The organism is Cupriavidus gilardii, from assembly GCF_017598945.1.
In the GTDB taxonomy this organism is placed as follows: domain Bacteria; phylum Pseudomonadota; class Gammaproteobacteria; order Burkholderiales; family Burkholderiaceae; genus Cupriavidus; species Cupriavidus gilardii_E.
In genome coordinates this window covers 17134-31724 of record NZ_JAGFTW010000050.1, presented here as the reverse complement: position 1 = coordinate 31724, position 14591 = coordinate 17134, and the positions used below count along the sequence as shown (strand labels likewise).

Annotated in this window: 14 protein-coding genes; 3 read left to right on the top strand and 11 right to left on the bottom strand. The window is 67.2% G+C overall.

The features are described from left to right. Positions 1 to 58 precede the first annotated feature (58 nt). Positions 59 to 1579: a CoA-acylating methylmalonate-semialdehyde dehydrogenase gene (locus J5T34_RS18460; protein WP_208581593.1), complete on the bottom strand. Its 1521-nt coding sequence runs from the start codon at positions 1577 to 1579 to the stop codon at positions 59 to 61. Positions 1580 to 1742: 163 nt separating this feature from the next. Between J5T34_RS18460 and J5T34_RS18455 the strand changes: the two genes are divergently transcribed. Further along, positions 1743 to 2678, top strand: a complete 936-nt coding sequence (locus J5T34_RS18455; protein ID WP_208581575.1) for a LysR family transcriptional regulator — start codon at positions 1743 to 1745, stop codon at positions 2676 to 2678. 77 nt (positions 2679 to 2755) lie between these two features. Here J5T34_RS18455 and J5T34_RS18450 read toward each other — a convergent pair whose 3' ends face one another. Continuing rightward, a complete protein-coding gene (locus tag J5T34_RS18450) occupies positions 2756 to 4105 on the bottom strand; it encodes a type II toxin-antitoxin system HipA family toxin (protein ID WP_432207684.1) in 1350 nt (449 codons plus the stop codon). Position 4106: 1 nt separating this feature from the next. Beyond that, a complete protein-coding gene (locus tag J5T34_RS18445; RefSeq protein ID WP_244259051.1) occupies positions 4107 to 4397 on the bottom strand; it encodes a helix-turn-helix domain-containing protein in 291 nt (96 codons plus the stop codon). Between the two features lie 233 nt (positions 4398 to 4630). Between J5T34_RS18445 and J5T34_RS23970 the strand changes: the two genes are divergently transcribed. Together J5T34_RS23970 and J5T34_RS18435 are read left to right on the top strand one after the other, a co-directional pair. Next, a complete protein-coding gene (locus J5T34_RS23970) occupies positions 4631 to 5032 on the top strand; it encodes a hypothetical protein (protein ID WP_244259050.1) in 402 nt (133 codons plus the stop codon). 22 nt (positions 5033 to 5054) lie between these two features. Beyond that, positions 5055 to 5405 carry a helix-turn-helix domain-containing protein gene (locus tag J5T34_RS18435; protein ID WP_208581571.1) on the top strand — a complete coding sequence of 117 codons (351 nt, stop codon included), beginning with the start codon at positions 5055 to 5057 and terminating at the stop codon, positions 5403 to 5405. A gap of 7 nt (positions 5406 to 5412) precedes the next feature. On the opposite strand, the gene J5T34_RS18430 is transcribed toward J5T34_RS18435, so the two are convergent. The 8 genes from J5T34_RS18430 to J5T34_RS18395 all read right to left on the bottom strand — a co-directional run bounded on the left by J5T34_RS18430 (position 5413) and on the right by J5T34_RS18395 (position 14590). Continuing rightward, positions 5413 to 6783, bottom strand: coding sequence for a sigma 54-interacting transcriptional regulator (locus tag J5T34_RS18430; RefSeq protein ID WP_208581569.1), 1371 nt, complete (start codon positions 6781 to 6783; stop codon positions 5413 to 5415). Positions 6784 to 6841: 58 nt separating this feature from the next. Continuing rightward, the gene (locus tag J5T34_RS18425) at positions 6842 to 8533 is read right to left on the bottom strand and encodes a TadG family pilus assembly protein (protein ID WP_279633796.1); all 1692 of its coding nucleotides are present in this window, start codon (positions 8531 to 8533) and stop codon (positions 6842 to 6844) included. 2 nt (positions 8534 to 8535) lie between these two features. Further along, positions 8536 to 8916, bottom strand: a complete 381-nt coding sequence (locus J5T34_RS18420) for a DUF3613 domain-containing protein (protein WP_244259049.1) — start codon at positions 8914 to 8916, stop codon at positions 8536 to 8538. Positions 8917 to 8960: 44 nt separating this feature from the next. Then, positions 8961 to 9764, bottom strand: coding sequence for a tetratricopeptide repeat protein (locus J5T34_RS18415; protein WP_208581566.1), 804 nt, complete (start codon positions 9762 to 9764; stop codon positions 8961 to 8963). Positions 9765 to 9973: 209 nt separating this feature from the next. Beyond that, entirely contained in the window at positions 9974 to 11068 is a 1095-nt protein-coding gene (locus tag J5T34_RS18410; RefSeq protein WP_208581564.1) for a type II secretion system F family protein, read from the bottom strand. 10 nt (positions 11069 to 11078) lie between these two features. Next, on the bottom strand, positions 11079 to 12005 hold the full coding sequence (locus tag J5T34_RS18405) for a type II secretion system F family protein (RefSeq protein ID WP_208581561.1): 927 nt from the start codon (positions 12003 to 12005) through the stop codon (positions 11079 to 11081). Then, positions 11998 to 13323, bottom strand: a complete 1326-nt coding sequence (locus tag J5T34_RS18400; protein ID WP_208581559.1) for a CpaF family protein — start codon at positions 13321 to 13323, stop codon at positions 11998 to 12000. Before J5T34_RS18400 ends, J5T34_RS18405 begins: the two co-directional genes overlap by 8 nt. Position 13324: 1 nt before the next feature. Then, positions 13325 to 14590 carry an AAA family ATPase gene (locus tag J5T34_RS18395; protein ID WP_208581557.1) on the bottom strand — a complete coding sequence of 422 codons (1266 nt, stop codon included), beginning with the start codon at positions 14588 to 14590 and terminating at the stop codon, positions 13325 to 13327. Position 14591 lies beyond the last annotated feature (1 nt).

Sequence of the window (14591 nt, the reverse complement as noted above, 5' to 3'; positions counted from 1 at the left end):
CGTTTGAATGGATCCCGGCGAGCGGCCACCAGCCGCACCGCGGGACAATCCGTCGACCTTACTTCGCCGTCGGCATCGCGAACTCCGCCCCCTTGCCGATGCTCTGCGGCCAGCGCTGCATCACGGACTTCTGCTTGGTATAGAAGCGCACGCCCTCTTCGCCGTAGGCATGGGTATCGCCGAACAGGCTGCGCTTCCAGCCACCGAAGCCATGCCAGGCCATCGGCACCGGAATCGGCACGTTGATGCCGACCATGCCGACTTCGATGCGGCGGGCGAATTCGCGCGCGATGCCGCCATCGCTGGTGTAGCACGCGACGCCGTTGCCGAATTCGTGCGCGTTGATCAGTTCGACCGCCTCGGCGAAGTCCTTGACGCGGACGCAGGCTAGCACCGGGCCGAAGATTTCCTCGCGGTAGATGCGCATCTCGGGCTTGACGTTGTCGAACAGCGTGGCGCCGGTGAAGAAGCCTTGTTCATGCCCTTCCACGCGATGGCCACGGCCATCGAGCACCAGGGTCGCGCCCTCTTCCACGCCCAGGCCGATATAGCCCTCGATGCGTTCCAGCGCCTGCCGCGTAACCACCGGGCCCATCTCGGCCTCGGGGTTCATGCCGTTGCCGATCTTCAGCGCGCGGGCGCGTTCGGCCAGCTTCGGGATCAGGCGATCTGCGGTATCGCCGACCAGCACCGCGACCGACACCGCCATGCAGCGCTCGCCGGCCGAGCCGTAGGCCGCGCCGATCAGCGCATCGATGGCCATCTCGGGATCGGCATCGGGCATCACCACCAGATGGTTCTTGGCGCCGCCCAGGGCCTGTACGCGCTTGCCGAATTCGGCGGCGCGCTGGCTGATCGCCTGGGCGATCGGCGTCGAGCCGACGAAGCTGACGGCCTTCACTTGCGGATGGGCGATCAGCGCATCGACCACCGTCTTGTCGCCCTGCACGACGTTGAACACGCCGGCCGGCAGTCCCGCTTCGGCCAGCAGATCGGCCATGAACAGGCTGGCGCTCGGATCGCGCTCGCTGGGCTTCAGCACGAAGGTATTGCCCGCGGCGATCGCCACCGGGAACATCCAGCACGGCACCATGCAGGGGAAGTTGAACGGCGTGATGCCGGTCACCACGCCCAGCGGCTGGCGCATGGTCCAGTTGTCGATGCCGGTGCTGACCTGGTCGGTGTAGTCGCCCTTCAGCAGCTGCGGAATGCCGCAGGCGAATTCGATCACGTCGATACCGCGCATGACTTCGCCCTGCGCGTCGGAGAAGACCTTGCCGTGCTCGGCCGTGATGATCGCGGCCAGCGTGTCGCGATGCTGGTTCATCAGCTGCAGGAAGCGCTGCATCACGCGGGCGCGGCGGATCGGCGGCGTGTCGGCCCAGGCGGGGAACGCAGCGGCGGCCGCGGCGACGGCGGCATCGACGTCGGCGACGTCACCAAGCACGACCTGGCGCGCGGCCTCCCCGGTGGCGGGATTGAACACGTCCTGCCGGCGCTGGCTGCTGCCGCCGGTTCGCTGGCCGCCGATGTAGTGGCCGACGTCGGCGCGATCGGTAAAGGCATGCGCTTGGGTCATCTCAGGCTCCTTGCAGTTCTGGTATCGGTGGGTATCGGTGGTATCGGTGGGCTCTGTGAAATCGGCGAGAACCGATGGAATGGGGCCAGTGTAGGCGTCGCTCCGGGCCCCATTCAATAGCGTCACGCTTGACTCACTGTTCAATGAACTAAACAATTCGCCGATGGACAAGCAAAAGATCGAATCGCTGTGGGTGCATTTGCACTCCCTCGTGGTGCTCGGCGACGTCGGCAGCTATACGGCCGCGGCCACGCAGCTTGGCATCAGCAAGGGCGCGATGAGCCAGCGCATCGCCGAGCTGGAACGGGCGGCCGGCATCCCGCTGGTCCAGCGCACCACACGGAGCGTGCGGTTGACCGAGGCCGGCCAGCGGCTGGTGGACGCGACCCGGATACCGTTCGCGTCGATCGAGCGCAGCTTCGGCGACGTCAAGGACATGGGCGGCGAGCCGCGCGGGCTCGTGCGGATGACGGCACCGGTGGCGCTGGGCCGCCAGCAGATCGTGCCGCGGCTGCCGGCGTTTCTGGCGATGTATCCCCAGATCCGCGTCGAGCTTGAGCTGTCGGACAGCTTTGCCTCGCTGGCGCGCGAGGGCTTCGACCTGGCGGTACGCCACGCCTCGCGGGCACCGGACACCCATATCGCCTGGACGCTGTGCCGTACCGGTACCGTGTTGGTCGCGACGCGCGCCTATCTGCGGCGTCACGGCACGCCGGCATCGCCCTCGGACCTGACCGCGCACAACTGCCTGCATTACTTTCGCCGGGGCGAGCAGCCCACGTGGAGTTTCGAGCCGGTAAAAGGCGGCGCGGCACGGCAGAGCGTGGGCATCCGCGGGAATTTCGCGGCGGACAACAGCGAGGCGCTGCGCGATGCCGCGCTGGGCGGTCTGGGCATCGCGCTGGTGCCGGATTTCACCGCGCAGGCCGATCTGCAGGCCGGCAAGCTGGTGCAGGTGTTGCCGGCCTGGCGGCCATCCGGGGCCTTTGGCGATGCGATCTATGCGATCCGGCCCTACAGCCCCCTGCTGCCACGGGCGGTACGGTTGCTGGTCGACTATCTGCGCGAGGCGCTGAAGGACGGGTTCGGGACGCCGTAAGGCTCGGTAGCGGCGGAGATCGGCATGGGATCGACCGGCATGGGATCGGTCCGGGCGACGAGGCCCGCGGTCCAGCACTACCCGAGAAGCTTTTCCGCCTCGGACAACACCCCGTCGAGCACACAGTTCGCCAGTTGTTCAGGGAAGTTCGCCGGCAGTCGTTCCCGCACCGCCTGAACGACCCGTGACGCGCGTTCGGCCAGGTCGTCGACCACGTACTGCGCGGAACGTCCGTCGGCGGTGATCACGCCATGCCGCTCGCCGACGGCAACCCAATGCCGGCGCTGGATTTCCCGCATCTTGTAATGCGCGTTCCGCGACCGAACCGCCATGGCCATCTTGACGCTGAACGGCGAGAGCTTGCCCGGGGCCTCGCCGATGATCGGGTAGGCCGACAGCACATCGTAAAGCGGCGTCAGCTGATACCGCCCTTCCGGACGCAGGAACAGGCTGAAGTTCTTCGCATGTCCATCGGTGGCCCGCAGCATCCAGAAGAGGACCTGTGCCTGGAAGAAGGTCCGGCGGTCGTCGTCGCGCGTCGTGGAGCCGGCCAGCGTGTCCATGATGCTGTCGATGCCCGGTCCGCCGTCGGCTTCGTACTTCGCGGCCGGCGGCACGCCCTTCGCCTGGCACATGTCCTCTTGCGGCAGCCGGATCAGACGACTGTCGCCTGCCTCGCTTTGCCACCACATGCGATCGAACCTTTGCACGCTGAGCGCCTTCACGTCCTCGAATTGCACGGGTTCGCAGTGCGCAGTCGGCAAGCCGAATTCCCGCAGGATCAGCGAGCACAGCCACTCGTTCTCCACCGATTCGGTCATGTTCAGCTTCAGCCCGCCAACCAGGCCAAGCGGCAGCTTCAGGATGTGCGTGGTCGGCGTTTGGCCGTGTGGCAGGCACCAGGCGCCGTTGTAGTGCAGCAGCGCGGTCTTTTCCTGGGCGCCGGCGATGGAGATGCGGAACTCCTCTTCCTCATCGACGAAGCTTGGCGGCGCGGACGCCAGCGTGCCGCGCAGCACTTGTGCGATCTGCGACTCGGTCAGGGGCTCCGCCTCGATCGGCTGCACACCGGCGGGCACCGTGCCGTCCGGCAGCAGTTGCAGCGCACCGACGCAATCGCGGCCGATTTCGGCGAGCAGATCGAAGGCATCAGTGGAGCCGGTGCGATACCGCCGCGCGATGCGCTCGCGTATTTCCCGGGTATCGGGCAGAAGATTGTCGAAGTAGGCCCGCACCTTGTCGCCGCGGTGGGGCGCGTTGCCGGGGGTGAAGGGCAGCGATAGGGACAAGGGCCGCCCGACCGCGGAGGCCACCCATTCGGGCGCGTACTGCAGCACATCGCCGGCACGAGGGTTGAATTGCCAGGTGCCGACGAACGCGCCGTTCATCCACAGACTCAAGGTCCGGGTGTGAGATCGGCGTCCCATGTCACCAAACCCGCGGGGTGGACGAGGTGGCGCTACCCGGCTGCGGTGGAGTCTCGTGAGTCTTATGAGTCTGGTGAGGCTTGTGAAGCACGAGTTCGACGCCGAGGACGCTGAGCAGGCGCATCAGCTTGTCCACGCTGACGCGCGTCGGGTTGCGCTCCAGCGCGGACAAGGTCTGTTGGCTGACACCCATGCGCAAGGCGGCCTCCGCTTGCGTCAAACCCGCCTCCTTTCGAAAGGCCTGAAGCAGCTGCGGCAGCTGGTCGGAGGTCCGGACGGGGAAGTCGCTCATACGATCCTCATGGTTTGCACGATTTACATCTATTCTATGTATCCCCATCTTACTCGAAATTCGTTGTATTTCAAGAATACTCGTCTTTCCAAGTAAAGCCGCCATACAACACAAGTCACGTAAAGCGTCGTTGAACCGCTTCGAGGAACGTTCACATCATTTTTTCTTGCATCCCGGCCAATACTGTATATCCTTACAGTACCTGTACAAACATACAGCTAGCGGGAGTGCCCATGGAAGACCTGATCCGGATTCAGAACGAATACGACCGTCTCGTCCTTCGTTGGCTGCGCCAACAGGTCGGTGACGACGCGGTGCGGCTGGCTGCCACGCGCCTGAACGGCAAATCCAAGCCCTATCTGTCCGAAGTCTGCCGTGCGCTGGATATCCGTCCGCCGGCACGCAGCGCCTTCCGTACGGAAGTGGCGCGGGCCAACCGGGCCGTCGGCGAGCGATATCTGGCGCGGATTCGCCAGATTCTTTCCGGTTCCTCGTCTTCTGCAGAGGGCCAGCGCGCTTCCACCGCAGCCTCCCGCCCGCGGCACGCACCGGCGCAACCGGCGCTGCCCTTCGGCCAGGGATTTGCTTTTGGCGGCGGGCTAACGGTGCGCGAGCCGACGGCGGGCGCGCGATGAACGTCATGACGAGTTACCGAAGATGCAGCAAGGCCCAGATTCCGACATCCTCCTGAACCTGAAAAAACTCGACCTGCGGTCGCATTTCGGCGGGGCGCTGCGGGCCGCACGCGTGGCCAAGGGTTTATCGCAGGAGGCGTTCGACACGGTATCGAGCCGCACCTATGTCAGCAGCCTCGAGCGTGGGCAGAAGAGTCCGACGCTGGACAAGGTGGCGCAACTCGCCAGCGTGCTCGGGTTGCATCCGCTGACGCTGCACGCGTACACCTTTCTGCGCGACCCGACGCCGGAGGAGCGGATCGTGCTGCTGCGGACGATCCGCGCGCAGCTGCGGCAATTGCTGGAGCACGAGGCCGCGAGGCGGAACCGCTGAGGTCGGCTCAGGCCGGTTCCGCCTCGTTGTCGGCAATCTGGAACTTGCGCATCTTCTCCCACAGCACCTTGCGACTGATGCCGAGGCTGGCTGCGGTGTCCTGACGGCGCCAGCCATTGGCATCGAGTGCGGCGATGATGCGCCGGCGTTCTTCAACCTCGGTGCGCCAGTCGACGCCGCGGTCGTTGCCCTCGAACGCACCCGGTCGCAGCGCGCGGAACAGCGGGCGGATGCGATCCTGGTCCCACAGCCCATCGTGCTGGACCACGATCGCGACACGCTCGGCCAGATTGCGCAGCTCGCGCACGTTGCCGGCGAAATAGGCGGTACCGACCGCGCCCTTGAGCCAGTCCGGCATCGGCGGCAGCGCCTCGTAGCCGGACCGCCCGAGAATCTGCCGCAAGAAGGCCTCGAGCAGCCCGACCTTGTCCGCGGCGCCGCGCTCTTCCAGGCTCGGAATCCGCAGTTCGATCACCGCCAGCCGGAAATACAGATCGGCGCGGAACTTGCCTTGCCCCACCAACTCGCGCAGATCCTTGTTGGTTGCCGCGACCAGCCGGAAGTTGAGCTTGATCGGCAGCGTCGAACCCAGCCGCGTCACGACGCTCTCCTCCAGCACGCGCAGCAGCTTGACCTGCTGGAACAGCGGCAGATCGGCAATTTCGTCGAGGAACAGCGTGCCCCCATTAGCCTGTTCGAAATAGCCGCGATGCGCATACATCGCGCCCGTGAACGCCCCCTTGGCGTGGCCGAAGAACTGCGATTCGAACAGCCCGTCGGGGATCGCCCCGCAGTTGACGGCAACGAATGGTCCCTTGCCGTAGAGGCTGTGGCGCTCGTGGAACAGCCGGGCGATGCGCTCCTTGCCGGCGCCGGTCTCCCCATACAGCATCACGTTGCTGTCGAAGTCCGCATAGGTATCGACGTGCGACATCAGCTGCTGCATCGCGGGCGATCCCGCCACCAGCTCGGCGATCTCGGGTTGCACCTCGCTGGCCGCCAGCAGTTGTGGCAGCAGCTTGCCGAGCTGGGCGCGCAGGTCGGCGCCGGTGAAATCGTCGGACAGGATATGCGCGTACTCCGGAGGAAACCGCCCCGGGTCATTCTCGCGCGTGGGTGCGGCCACCCAGATCACGGGCATGCCGTGCACCGCCTCCCAATCGAGTGCGGTGAATTTGGCGGCGCCGATCACCGACACGCTGATGATCGCCACCGACAGCTTCAGACGCGGCTCGGTCGGCAAGCCCTCGAGCCCGCCGGCGCGGATGACTTCCGCGCCGAGCGGCGCGAGAAAGCGGGCTACCCGGTCGGCAAATTCGTATTTGCCTTCCCATACGTAGACTTCGAGATTTTCGTAGGCCCAGCGGTCTGTTTTCATGGCGATGCTGCAATGGCCGCACGGCGGCTGGTCGAATTCATGTCGCGGTTCTCGCGGGTCAATAGACGAGTCTGGTGTTGTCGCAATCGACGTCGTGCACCCAGAGGTCGGCGTTGCTTAATTGGATGCCGAGGGCGGCGAGCAGGCCGTCGAGTGTCGGGCCGAGCAGGCCGAAGACCACGGAGCTCAACGCGCTGACGATATCGCCGAGCTTTAGGTCCAGGTTGAGGGTAGTGAGGATCAGACTCACGCTGACCTTTACATCGAGATTGCGAGCGAGGCCTTCGACCAACGCTGCCAATTGCCCGCGAGATGCGGTCGAGGTCTGCTCTCCGGGAGCCAGCGTCGAGGTCATGCTTGCACCGGAAAGGGTCTGCTGTTTCGGACTGGCGATGACCTTCAACAACAGCGCGTCTACCAACACGACATCGGAATCGGCGCACTGGGTCAAATCGCCGCGCGCCAAACAGACCTTCGCCGCGGTGGTAACGGTATCCAGCGTAGCCTGGCGATCAGATCGCGCCGCCGAACAGCGCAGGCCGGTCAGCGCCGTCTGCGCTGTCGCCAGCTCCACGCGAAGCGGCAAGTTCAACAGGCCAGACTCACCCTCCGTCTCCGCCCCAAGCTGAAGCTTGAGGCCGAGATTGACCTGCGACGTGCGTGCGGTCGTCTGCCATCCCATCGGGTCGGCCGCGGAGCGCTTTACCGGTCCAACGGCCATACGGGGCGGCTCGACAATGCTCAGCTTCAGCTGCGTACCGGGCGCCAAAGGCACCGCACCGGCAAGGTCAATCGCGGCCCCGCGATTGGCGGCCTGCGCCGCCAGCATCAACAGCTCCGCAACATTCAACCCCACGTCGGCCGCCGATGACATTGCCGGCGCCAGCACCCCAAGGTCCAGCACTCGTCCAACGGTCAGCCCCGCAGCCAACGCCCGCGCATCGATGATCGCCGGCATCCCGCCCAACATCGCATTGAGCAGCGACTCCTTGTTGGCGGCACGGAGCACCAGCGCATAGAACTGCGACAGCGACAAACCCGCGTCCAGCAATTCGTCGACCGTGCCGACGCCAGCCTCCAGCCGCAATTGGTCGAGCGTCACGCGCGTATCGACCAGTCCCTGCCAGTCCACCGCCGACAGGCTGATGGAATTGCCCAGCAGCAGCGCCAAGGCACTTCTCGAAGACTCGAAGTTCAGCAACCCGCTCCCGACCGAGAACGCCGCCACCGGCGGACTGGCGTTGCCGATCGCCTCGGCGCGCAGCCGCCGTCCCTCGCCACCGGGCAGCCCGAACAAGATCGGCACCGTTTGCGAAACGACCACGCGCGCGGCATTCGGAGACAAGCGCGTGGGATCGTAGCCGGCGCGGAAATGACGGCCATCGGAGGCCGCCGCCGTATCGTTCGGGTCCCAGATGCCGGCGCATACCACCATGCCGTCTTCACCGCCGGTGCTCGCGCCGCAGTCTTCGCGCGTCGGACCGGTAAAACCGTTCTGCGTGGCGGACGCCTGCGCGGCCACGACGGCCCGCTCGATCATTGCCGCATTGGTATCGGCGCGACGCAGCTGCTGGGCAGCGGCCAGTGCCGCCATATCGGCGACCGATTGCAGCTGCCGCTGCCGATAGAACACGTGCCCGACGTCGATGGACACCAGCGCGGCCATGCCGATGGTGGCGAGCAGCACCACCATCAGGATGCTGACCGCACCGCGCGAGTGCGCGCGCGTCCTGGTACGCCGGACCGTCATCATTACCGCGAGGGCGTCAATCCGACCAGGCCGATGCCACTGCCGCCACTCGATTGGCCGACGAAACGCTCGGGAATCGGATGCTCGAAGCTCTTCAGATAGCGCGCATGCGCCAGCGCGGCCTGTTCGCCCGGCGTGTGGAGCGTGGCGCCGGCCTGGCTGCCCTCGCGCTGGATCGCGAGCAGGCTGCGTGTGTCGGTGCCGATCACCCTGACAGCGGGCCGGCGTGCCTGCGCGGTTCTGCTCGCCTCCGTGCCGGCTCCCGTGCCTGCCTCCGTGCCGGCCGGCGCGCTGGTCTGCGCTCCAGCCGCGGGCATCCAGCAGGCGGCACACAAGGCGATTGCGGCGCTGCTGGCCACGCGTGACGGTCCGATTAAACGCATTGCCCTTCTCCTGTTGCTGTCGATCGCGGATCGGCCCGCCCTGCTCATGGCGCGCTCGCCGGATTCTGTGCCGCGGTTTCGCTTTGCTGGGCGGTCGTGGTCAAGGCAATGCGCTGCGGCTTGGGCCGCGTACCGCCCGGACGTGAAGCCGCGCGTTCCTGGCGCGCCGACTCGCGCGCGATGCGGTCCGCCTCCTGGGCGATCGCCTTGCGGGTCGCCGCCGACATCGAGGCGCGCTCCATCAACGCCGTCGCCTGGTCGCGCTGACGGTTCGCCAGCATCCACACCGCGGCATTGCTGACGATGCGCGGATTGGCGCCATCGAGCTGCAGTGCCTGCATCACCGGCACGCGCGCCTGCTGCAACTGCCCCGCCCGCATCAGCGCATAGCCCAGGTCGCTTGCCACCAGGGCATTGGTGGGATCGCGCGACAACGACGCTTCGAGCTGCGTCACCGCTTCGCCGAAGTCGCCGCTGCGGCCGGCCAGCAGGCCGAGGCCGTGATACGCGCGCGCGGCGTAGCTGGTGCCCAGCAGGTTCCGGTAGGCGACGGCGGCGGCTTCGTCCTGCTCGGTTTCGCGCAGCGCATCGGCACGCAGCATCGCCACGTCGGCGCTGTCGCCAAAGCGTTGCTGATAAGCATCCAGATGCGCAAGCGAGGCGTAGTACAGCCCCTGCTGCTGCATCCGCTCGATCAGGCCGCGGTACACCGCGCGATCGTCGTACTGCTCCTGTGCCTGCTTGTCCTGCAGCTTCGACAACGCGATCTGGGCGTCGGCCTGCTTGCTCATCAGCGAGGCCGGGTCGTTGGCGGCGCATCCGGCGGCGAGGCAGGCGGCGCCGGCCACCGCTATCGTGGTGAATGCCTGACGCCAATGGGCGGCAAGCGATAGCGCTCGCGCACGAACGGCTCCTGCCGCTCGCAGAACGCCCCCCTCTCCCCCGGCCCCTCTCCCGCCCGCGGGAGAGGGGAGAAAACCAATCGCGCCACCCATCCGCGTCGACCGCCGCGCCGACACCGGGGACATGCGAGCCGATAGGCGTTTCCACAACGAATTCATTGCACATCTCCAGCAAACCGCGCCAGCATCCGGATCACGCCAAGAAATCCCGGCCCGGCGGTCACGATCAGCAGCACCGGCAGCAGGCTGACCACCATCACGCCGGTCATCTTGACGGTCAGGCGGCCGACCTTTTCCTTCAGGCGCATCTTGCGCGCCTCCTGCAGACGCAGGCCGAACAGCTTCAGCGGCTCCTGCACCGCGCCGCCGAAGCGGTCGACCTGGTTCAGCAGCATGATCAGATTGCGCAGGTCCTCGCTCTCGAACAGCTTGCCGATGCGTTGCAGCGTCTGCTCGCGCGAGCGGCCCGACGCAAATTGATCGTTGGCGCGCTTCAGCTCGGGGCCCAGCACGGGCAGCATCGTGCCGAACTCGGTGACGATCAGTTGCAGGCTCTGGTCGATCGACATGCCGACCCCTTGCAGCAGCCGCAGCATGTCGACCAGCACCGGCAGTTCGTCGTCGAGCTGGCGCATGCGGCTGTCGGCGCGTCGCCGCAGCGCCGACTTGAACGCGAGGAAGGACACCGCGAAGCCGCCGAACGCGGTGAACACCGCGCCCTGCAGCGATTCCGGCAGCCGCCACAGCATCAGCACCACGGCGAGCAGCAGCGGCACACAAAGACGCAGCCCACCGAAGATGGCGCGGGCCTTCGGGCCATACCAGCCGCACTGTTCCAGCAGACGGATCTCTTCGGGACCAACGATTGCCTTGCCCAGCGGACTGGCGAGCCAGCGCTCGTCGAAACGGCCGCCGAGTTGGGCAGCCACGCGCGCGCGCGCGCCGCTCGGGCCGGCTGCCGCCGCAGCGGCCGGCCCGGAACTCGCGGTGACGGCCCCGGTCGCGGCCGCCGAAGCATTCGCGCCAGCCGGCATGGCGCCCTGTCGTCCGGCAACGGGAGCCACGCCTGCCGACGCGCCGGAGACGGACTCGGCCGCGCCGCCCTTCGCCCCCTGCCGCGCCAGCGCCGCATCCAGCGTGCGGGCCGTGCGCCAGCGCAGCCACCACTGTTGCAGCAACGGCAAGGCCAGCGCCGCCACACCGAGCGCGGCGATCAACAGGCTGAGGGCGATCAAGCTGTCACGGTTCATCGCATCGCCCCTATACCGAACGCGCCAGCCGATACAGCAGCAGCGCCCCGGCGATCTCCAGTCCGAACGCCGCCAGCAGCATCAGGCGGCCCGACGGATCGTTCCACATCATCAGCAGATAGCTGGCGTTGAAAACGAACATCAAGCCCGCCACGACCACCGGCAGCAAACCCAGGATCCACGCGGACATCCGCGTTTCCGCCGACAACGCCGACAGTTCGCGCTGCGCCTGCTCGCGATCGCGCATATAGGCGGCGGTGCGCTCCATCACGATGTCGGCACGGCCGCCGTAACGCGTGGCAAGCCGGAGCACCGAAGCGAGCAGGATCAGCTCATCGAAGCGATAGCTGCGCGCGACCTGCATCACCGCCTGGTCCAGTTCCTTGCCGGCGCGCTGCAGATGCACCGCCTGCACCAGGCACTGGCGCAGCGGCAGTTCGGTATTGCCGATCGCATGCTGGAACGCCGCCGGCACTGCGCTGCCGATCGTCATCAGCCGCACCACGCCATCGAGAAATCCCGGCAACTGCTCGCACATGCGCCGATGAAAGCGCGTCGTCCGACGCCACAGCAGGCAGGCGCCGATCGCCAGGCAGACCACGGCCATTGCGCCGGCCGCGACGGCGCCGCCGCCGATCAACGCCGCCACGCACAGCAGCAGCGGTGGCACGCCCCACAGCAGATAGGTTCGGCGCGTCGGCTCGAGGTCCGCGCGGCGCAGCAGATCGGCCCAGCGCCGCTTCAGGTCGCGGGCGCCGGTGACGGGCGGCAGTTCCGACGCGCTCGCATAGCGCGATCGCACCTGTTCGGTCTGCGCCTGCACGAAGGCCCGCGCCGCCTCGCGCTCGGCGCGCGTCGCGGCCTGCGCCAGCAGCAGCAGACCGGCGCCGAGCAGCAGCAAGGCGATGGCGGCGAGGACCAGGCCGGCGCTAGACATCGAAGCGGCCCAGGGAATCGTCGATGCCGAAGCTGGCCTGACGCAGGCGCGCCAGCTTCGGCGAATGCGGCAGGATGCCGAGCGATTGCCAGCGATCGACCTCGACACCGTCCGGCCCGATATACGGATCGTGGCGATACAGCTCCTGCGTGGTCACGATGTTGTCGCCCATGCCGGTCACTTCGGTGATCGACAGAATGCGGCGCTTGCCGTTCGACAGCCGGCCGATCTGCACGATGAAGTCGATCGCATTGGCGATCTGCCGGCGCAGGCTGACCTCGCTGCCCTGAAAGCCGGCGAAACCCGCCAGCATTTCCAGCCGGTACAGGCATTCGCGCGGGCTGCTCGCGTGGATCGTGCCCATCGAGCCGTCGTGGCCCGTGCTCATCGCCTGCAGCATCTCCAGCACCTCGCCGCCGCGCACTTCGCCGACGATGATCCGGTCCGGCCGCATCCGCAGGCTGTTGCGCAGCAGATCGCGGATCGACACCACGCCGGTTCCCTCGAATCCGCCGGGCCGGCTTTCCAGACGCACCACGTGCGGGTGGTTCAGCGCCAGTTCGGCGGTGTCCTCGATGGTGATCACGCGCTCGCTGTCCGGCACGAAGATCGCCAGTGCATTGAGCAACGAAGTCTTGCCCGAGCTGGTGCCGCCGCTGACCAGGATATTGCAGCGTGCCTTGACCGCGGCCTCCAGCAGATCGGCGATCTCCTGGTTCATGGTGCCGAGGCCCAGCAGCGCCTCCGGCGTCAGCGGGTCCTTGCGGAACTTGCGGATCGACACCACCGGGCCCTGCAGCGCCAGCGGCGGGATCACGACGTTGATGCGGCCGCCGTCGGGCAGCCGCGCATCGACCATCGGATTCGATTCGTCGAGCCGCCGGCCGATCGGCGCCAGAATCCGGCGCACGATGCGCAGCAGATGTCCGGCGTCGGCAAAACGCACCGGAATGCGTTCCAGCATGCCGTGGCGCGACACGTAGACGTCCAGATGGCCATTGACCAGGATGTCCTCGACCGCGGGATCGTTCAGCAGATCCTCGATCGGACCGAAGCCGGCCAGCTCCTTGGTCAGCGCCTCGGCGATCTGGTGCAGCTCGGCCTCGTTGATCGGAATCCGGCGCAGCCGCGTGAAGCTCTCCAGTTCGAGATCGACGAAGCGCTGGATGGCCGTGCGCGACCAGCGCCCGAACTCGGCACCGAGCTCCTCGATGCGCGTCAACAGGTGCTCGTGCGCCGCCTCCTTGATCGTGTGGAATTCCTGCGAGGTCGGAAACGGCGCGGCGGCGTTGTCGGAGAATTCGATCGGTTGCGTCATCTCAATGGTCTGCCTTGTTCTTGTCCGCTGCGTGGCCCGCGCGCAGCCGGTGCATGACCTGCGCGATCGGTTCGAGCCATCCCGCACCGGCCGAACGCGTTTCGCAGCGATAGCCGAGGCGCTCCAGCAGCGGTGCCAGCGCACGGACATAGGGGACGGCAGGCTGCCGGTCTGCCAGCACCGCGCCGCTGTTCATCGCGGCAAGCAGCGTCTCGCGGCAATCGGGCAGCGTGCCGGCCAGCGGCAGGTCCAGCCGCTGCGCGATCTGCTCCGCTTCCAGGCCGAGCCGCGCCTGATAGCGCGATACCACCAGCCGCATCGACTCGCGCCCCGCTTCCCGGCGGCCCAGTTCTTCCAGCAGCTCGGCCGCGGATACGATCGCCGCGACGCTCTGCTCGGCCACCACCAGTACCTCGTCGGCGACCTTGACCAGCTGCGCCATGAAGTCGAGATTGCTGAATCCGCCCAGGTCGATCACCTGCAGATCGAAGTGGCTGCGCAGCGTGCCGAGCAGCGTCAGCGCTTCGGAGAACGAGATGTCGCGCAGCTCGGCCAGCGTCTGCGGCAGCGGCAACACCGCAACGCCACCGGCATGCCGGGTCAGCGCGGTCTGCACGAACACCTGATCGAACCGGCGCAGATTGCGCACCGCCTCGACAAAGTGAAAGCCCGGCGCGACATTGGTGTACAGCGCGCCATCGCGCGCCGGCAGGCCCAGGTCGAGCAGCAGCACCTCGCCGTTCTGCCGGCGCCGCGCCGCCACCGCGAGATTGGTCGCCAGCGTGGTGGCCCCGACGCCGGGCCGCGCGCCCAGCACCGCGAGCACCTTGCCGCGGCGCGCCGGCTGCACCACCTCGCGCGTGGCAAGCAGGCGCTGCACCGTGGCGATCGCATTGGCAGCGGGCGAGCGCATGTCGACGAAATCCTTCACGCCCGCACGCAACGCCGCCAGCATCAGCTCGGGCTCCTGCGCTTCGCCAAGGCCCACCAGCGGCAGGTTGGGAAACAGCCGGGCCAATTGCTGGCCGAGGCGGGTCGACGCCTGGGCATGCTCCGCGCTGAAATGCAGGAACACGATGCCCGGGTTGGCGGTGCCGATTCGCTCGACGATGCCGTCGCGCGACGGATCGATGCCGTCGACCGCATGCACCTGGCCGAGCGGCGCCAGCGCGCGTTCGAGCCAGCGCCGGGGCGCCTCGCCCGTGGTGTTCAACAGGAAGGTCGCATTGCTGGCCACGGGGGCCGCATCGATGGGGGGCAACGTCATG

Excerpts from the sequence above, each read along its gene's own strand:
- J5T34_RS18460 (WP_208581593.1), bottom strand. The coding sequence starts at position 1,579 with ATGACCCAAGCGCATGCCTTTACCGATCGCGCCGACGTCGGCCACTAC.
- J5T34_RS18455 (WP_208581575.1), top strand. The coding sequence starts at position 1,743 with ATGGACAAGCAAAAGATCGAATCGCTGTGGGTGCATTTGCACTCCCTC.
- J5T34_RS18450 (WP_432207684.1), bottom strand. The coding sequence starts at position 4,105 with ATGGGACGCCGATCTCACACCCGGACCTTGAGTCTGTGGATGAACGGC.
- J5T34_RS18445 (WP_244259051.1), bottom strand. The coding sequence starts at position 4,397 with ATGAGCGACTTCCCCGTCCGGACCTCCGACCAGCTGCCGCAGCTGCTT.
- J5T34_RS23970 (WP_244259050.1), top strand. The coding sequence starts at position 4,631 with ATGGAAGACCTGATCCGGATTCAGAACGAATACGACCGTCTCGTCCTT.
- J5T34_RS18435 (WP_208581571.1), top strand. The coding sequence starts at position 5,055 with ATGCAGCAAGGCCCAGATTCCGACATCCTCCTGAACCTGAAAAAACTC.
- J5T34_RS18430 (WP_208581569.1), bottom strand. The coding sequence starts at position 6,783 with ATGAAAACAGACCGCTGGGCCTACGAAAATCTCGAAGTCTACGTATGG.
- J5T34_RS18425 (WP_279633796.1), bottom strand. The coding sequence starts at position 8,533 with ATGACGGTCCGGCGTACCAGGACGCGCGCGCACTCGCGCGGTGCGGTC.
- J5T34_RS18420 (WP_244259049.1), bottom strand. The coding sequence starts at position 8,916 with ATGCGTTTAATCGGACCGTCACGCGTGGCCAGCAGCGCCGCAATCGCC.
- J5T34_RS18410 (WP_208581564.1), bottom strand. The coding sequence starts at position 11,068 with ATGAACCGTGACAGCTTGATCGCCCTCAGCCTGTTGATCGCCGCGCTC.
- J5T34_RS18405 (WP_208581561.1), bottom strand. The coding sequence starts at position 12,005 with ATGTCTAGCGCCGGCCTGGTCCTCGCCGCCATCGCCTTGCTGCTGCTC.
- J5T34_RS18400 (WP_208581559.1), bottom strand. The coding sequence starts at position 13,323 with ATGACGCAACCGATCGAATTCTCCGACAACGCCGCCGCGCCGTTTCCG.
- J5T34_RS18395 (WP_208581557.1), bottom strand. The coding sequence starts at position 14,590 with ATGACGTTGCCCCCCATCGATGCGGCCCCCGTGGCCAGCAATGCGACC.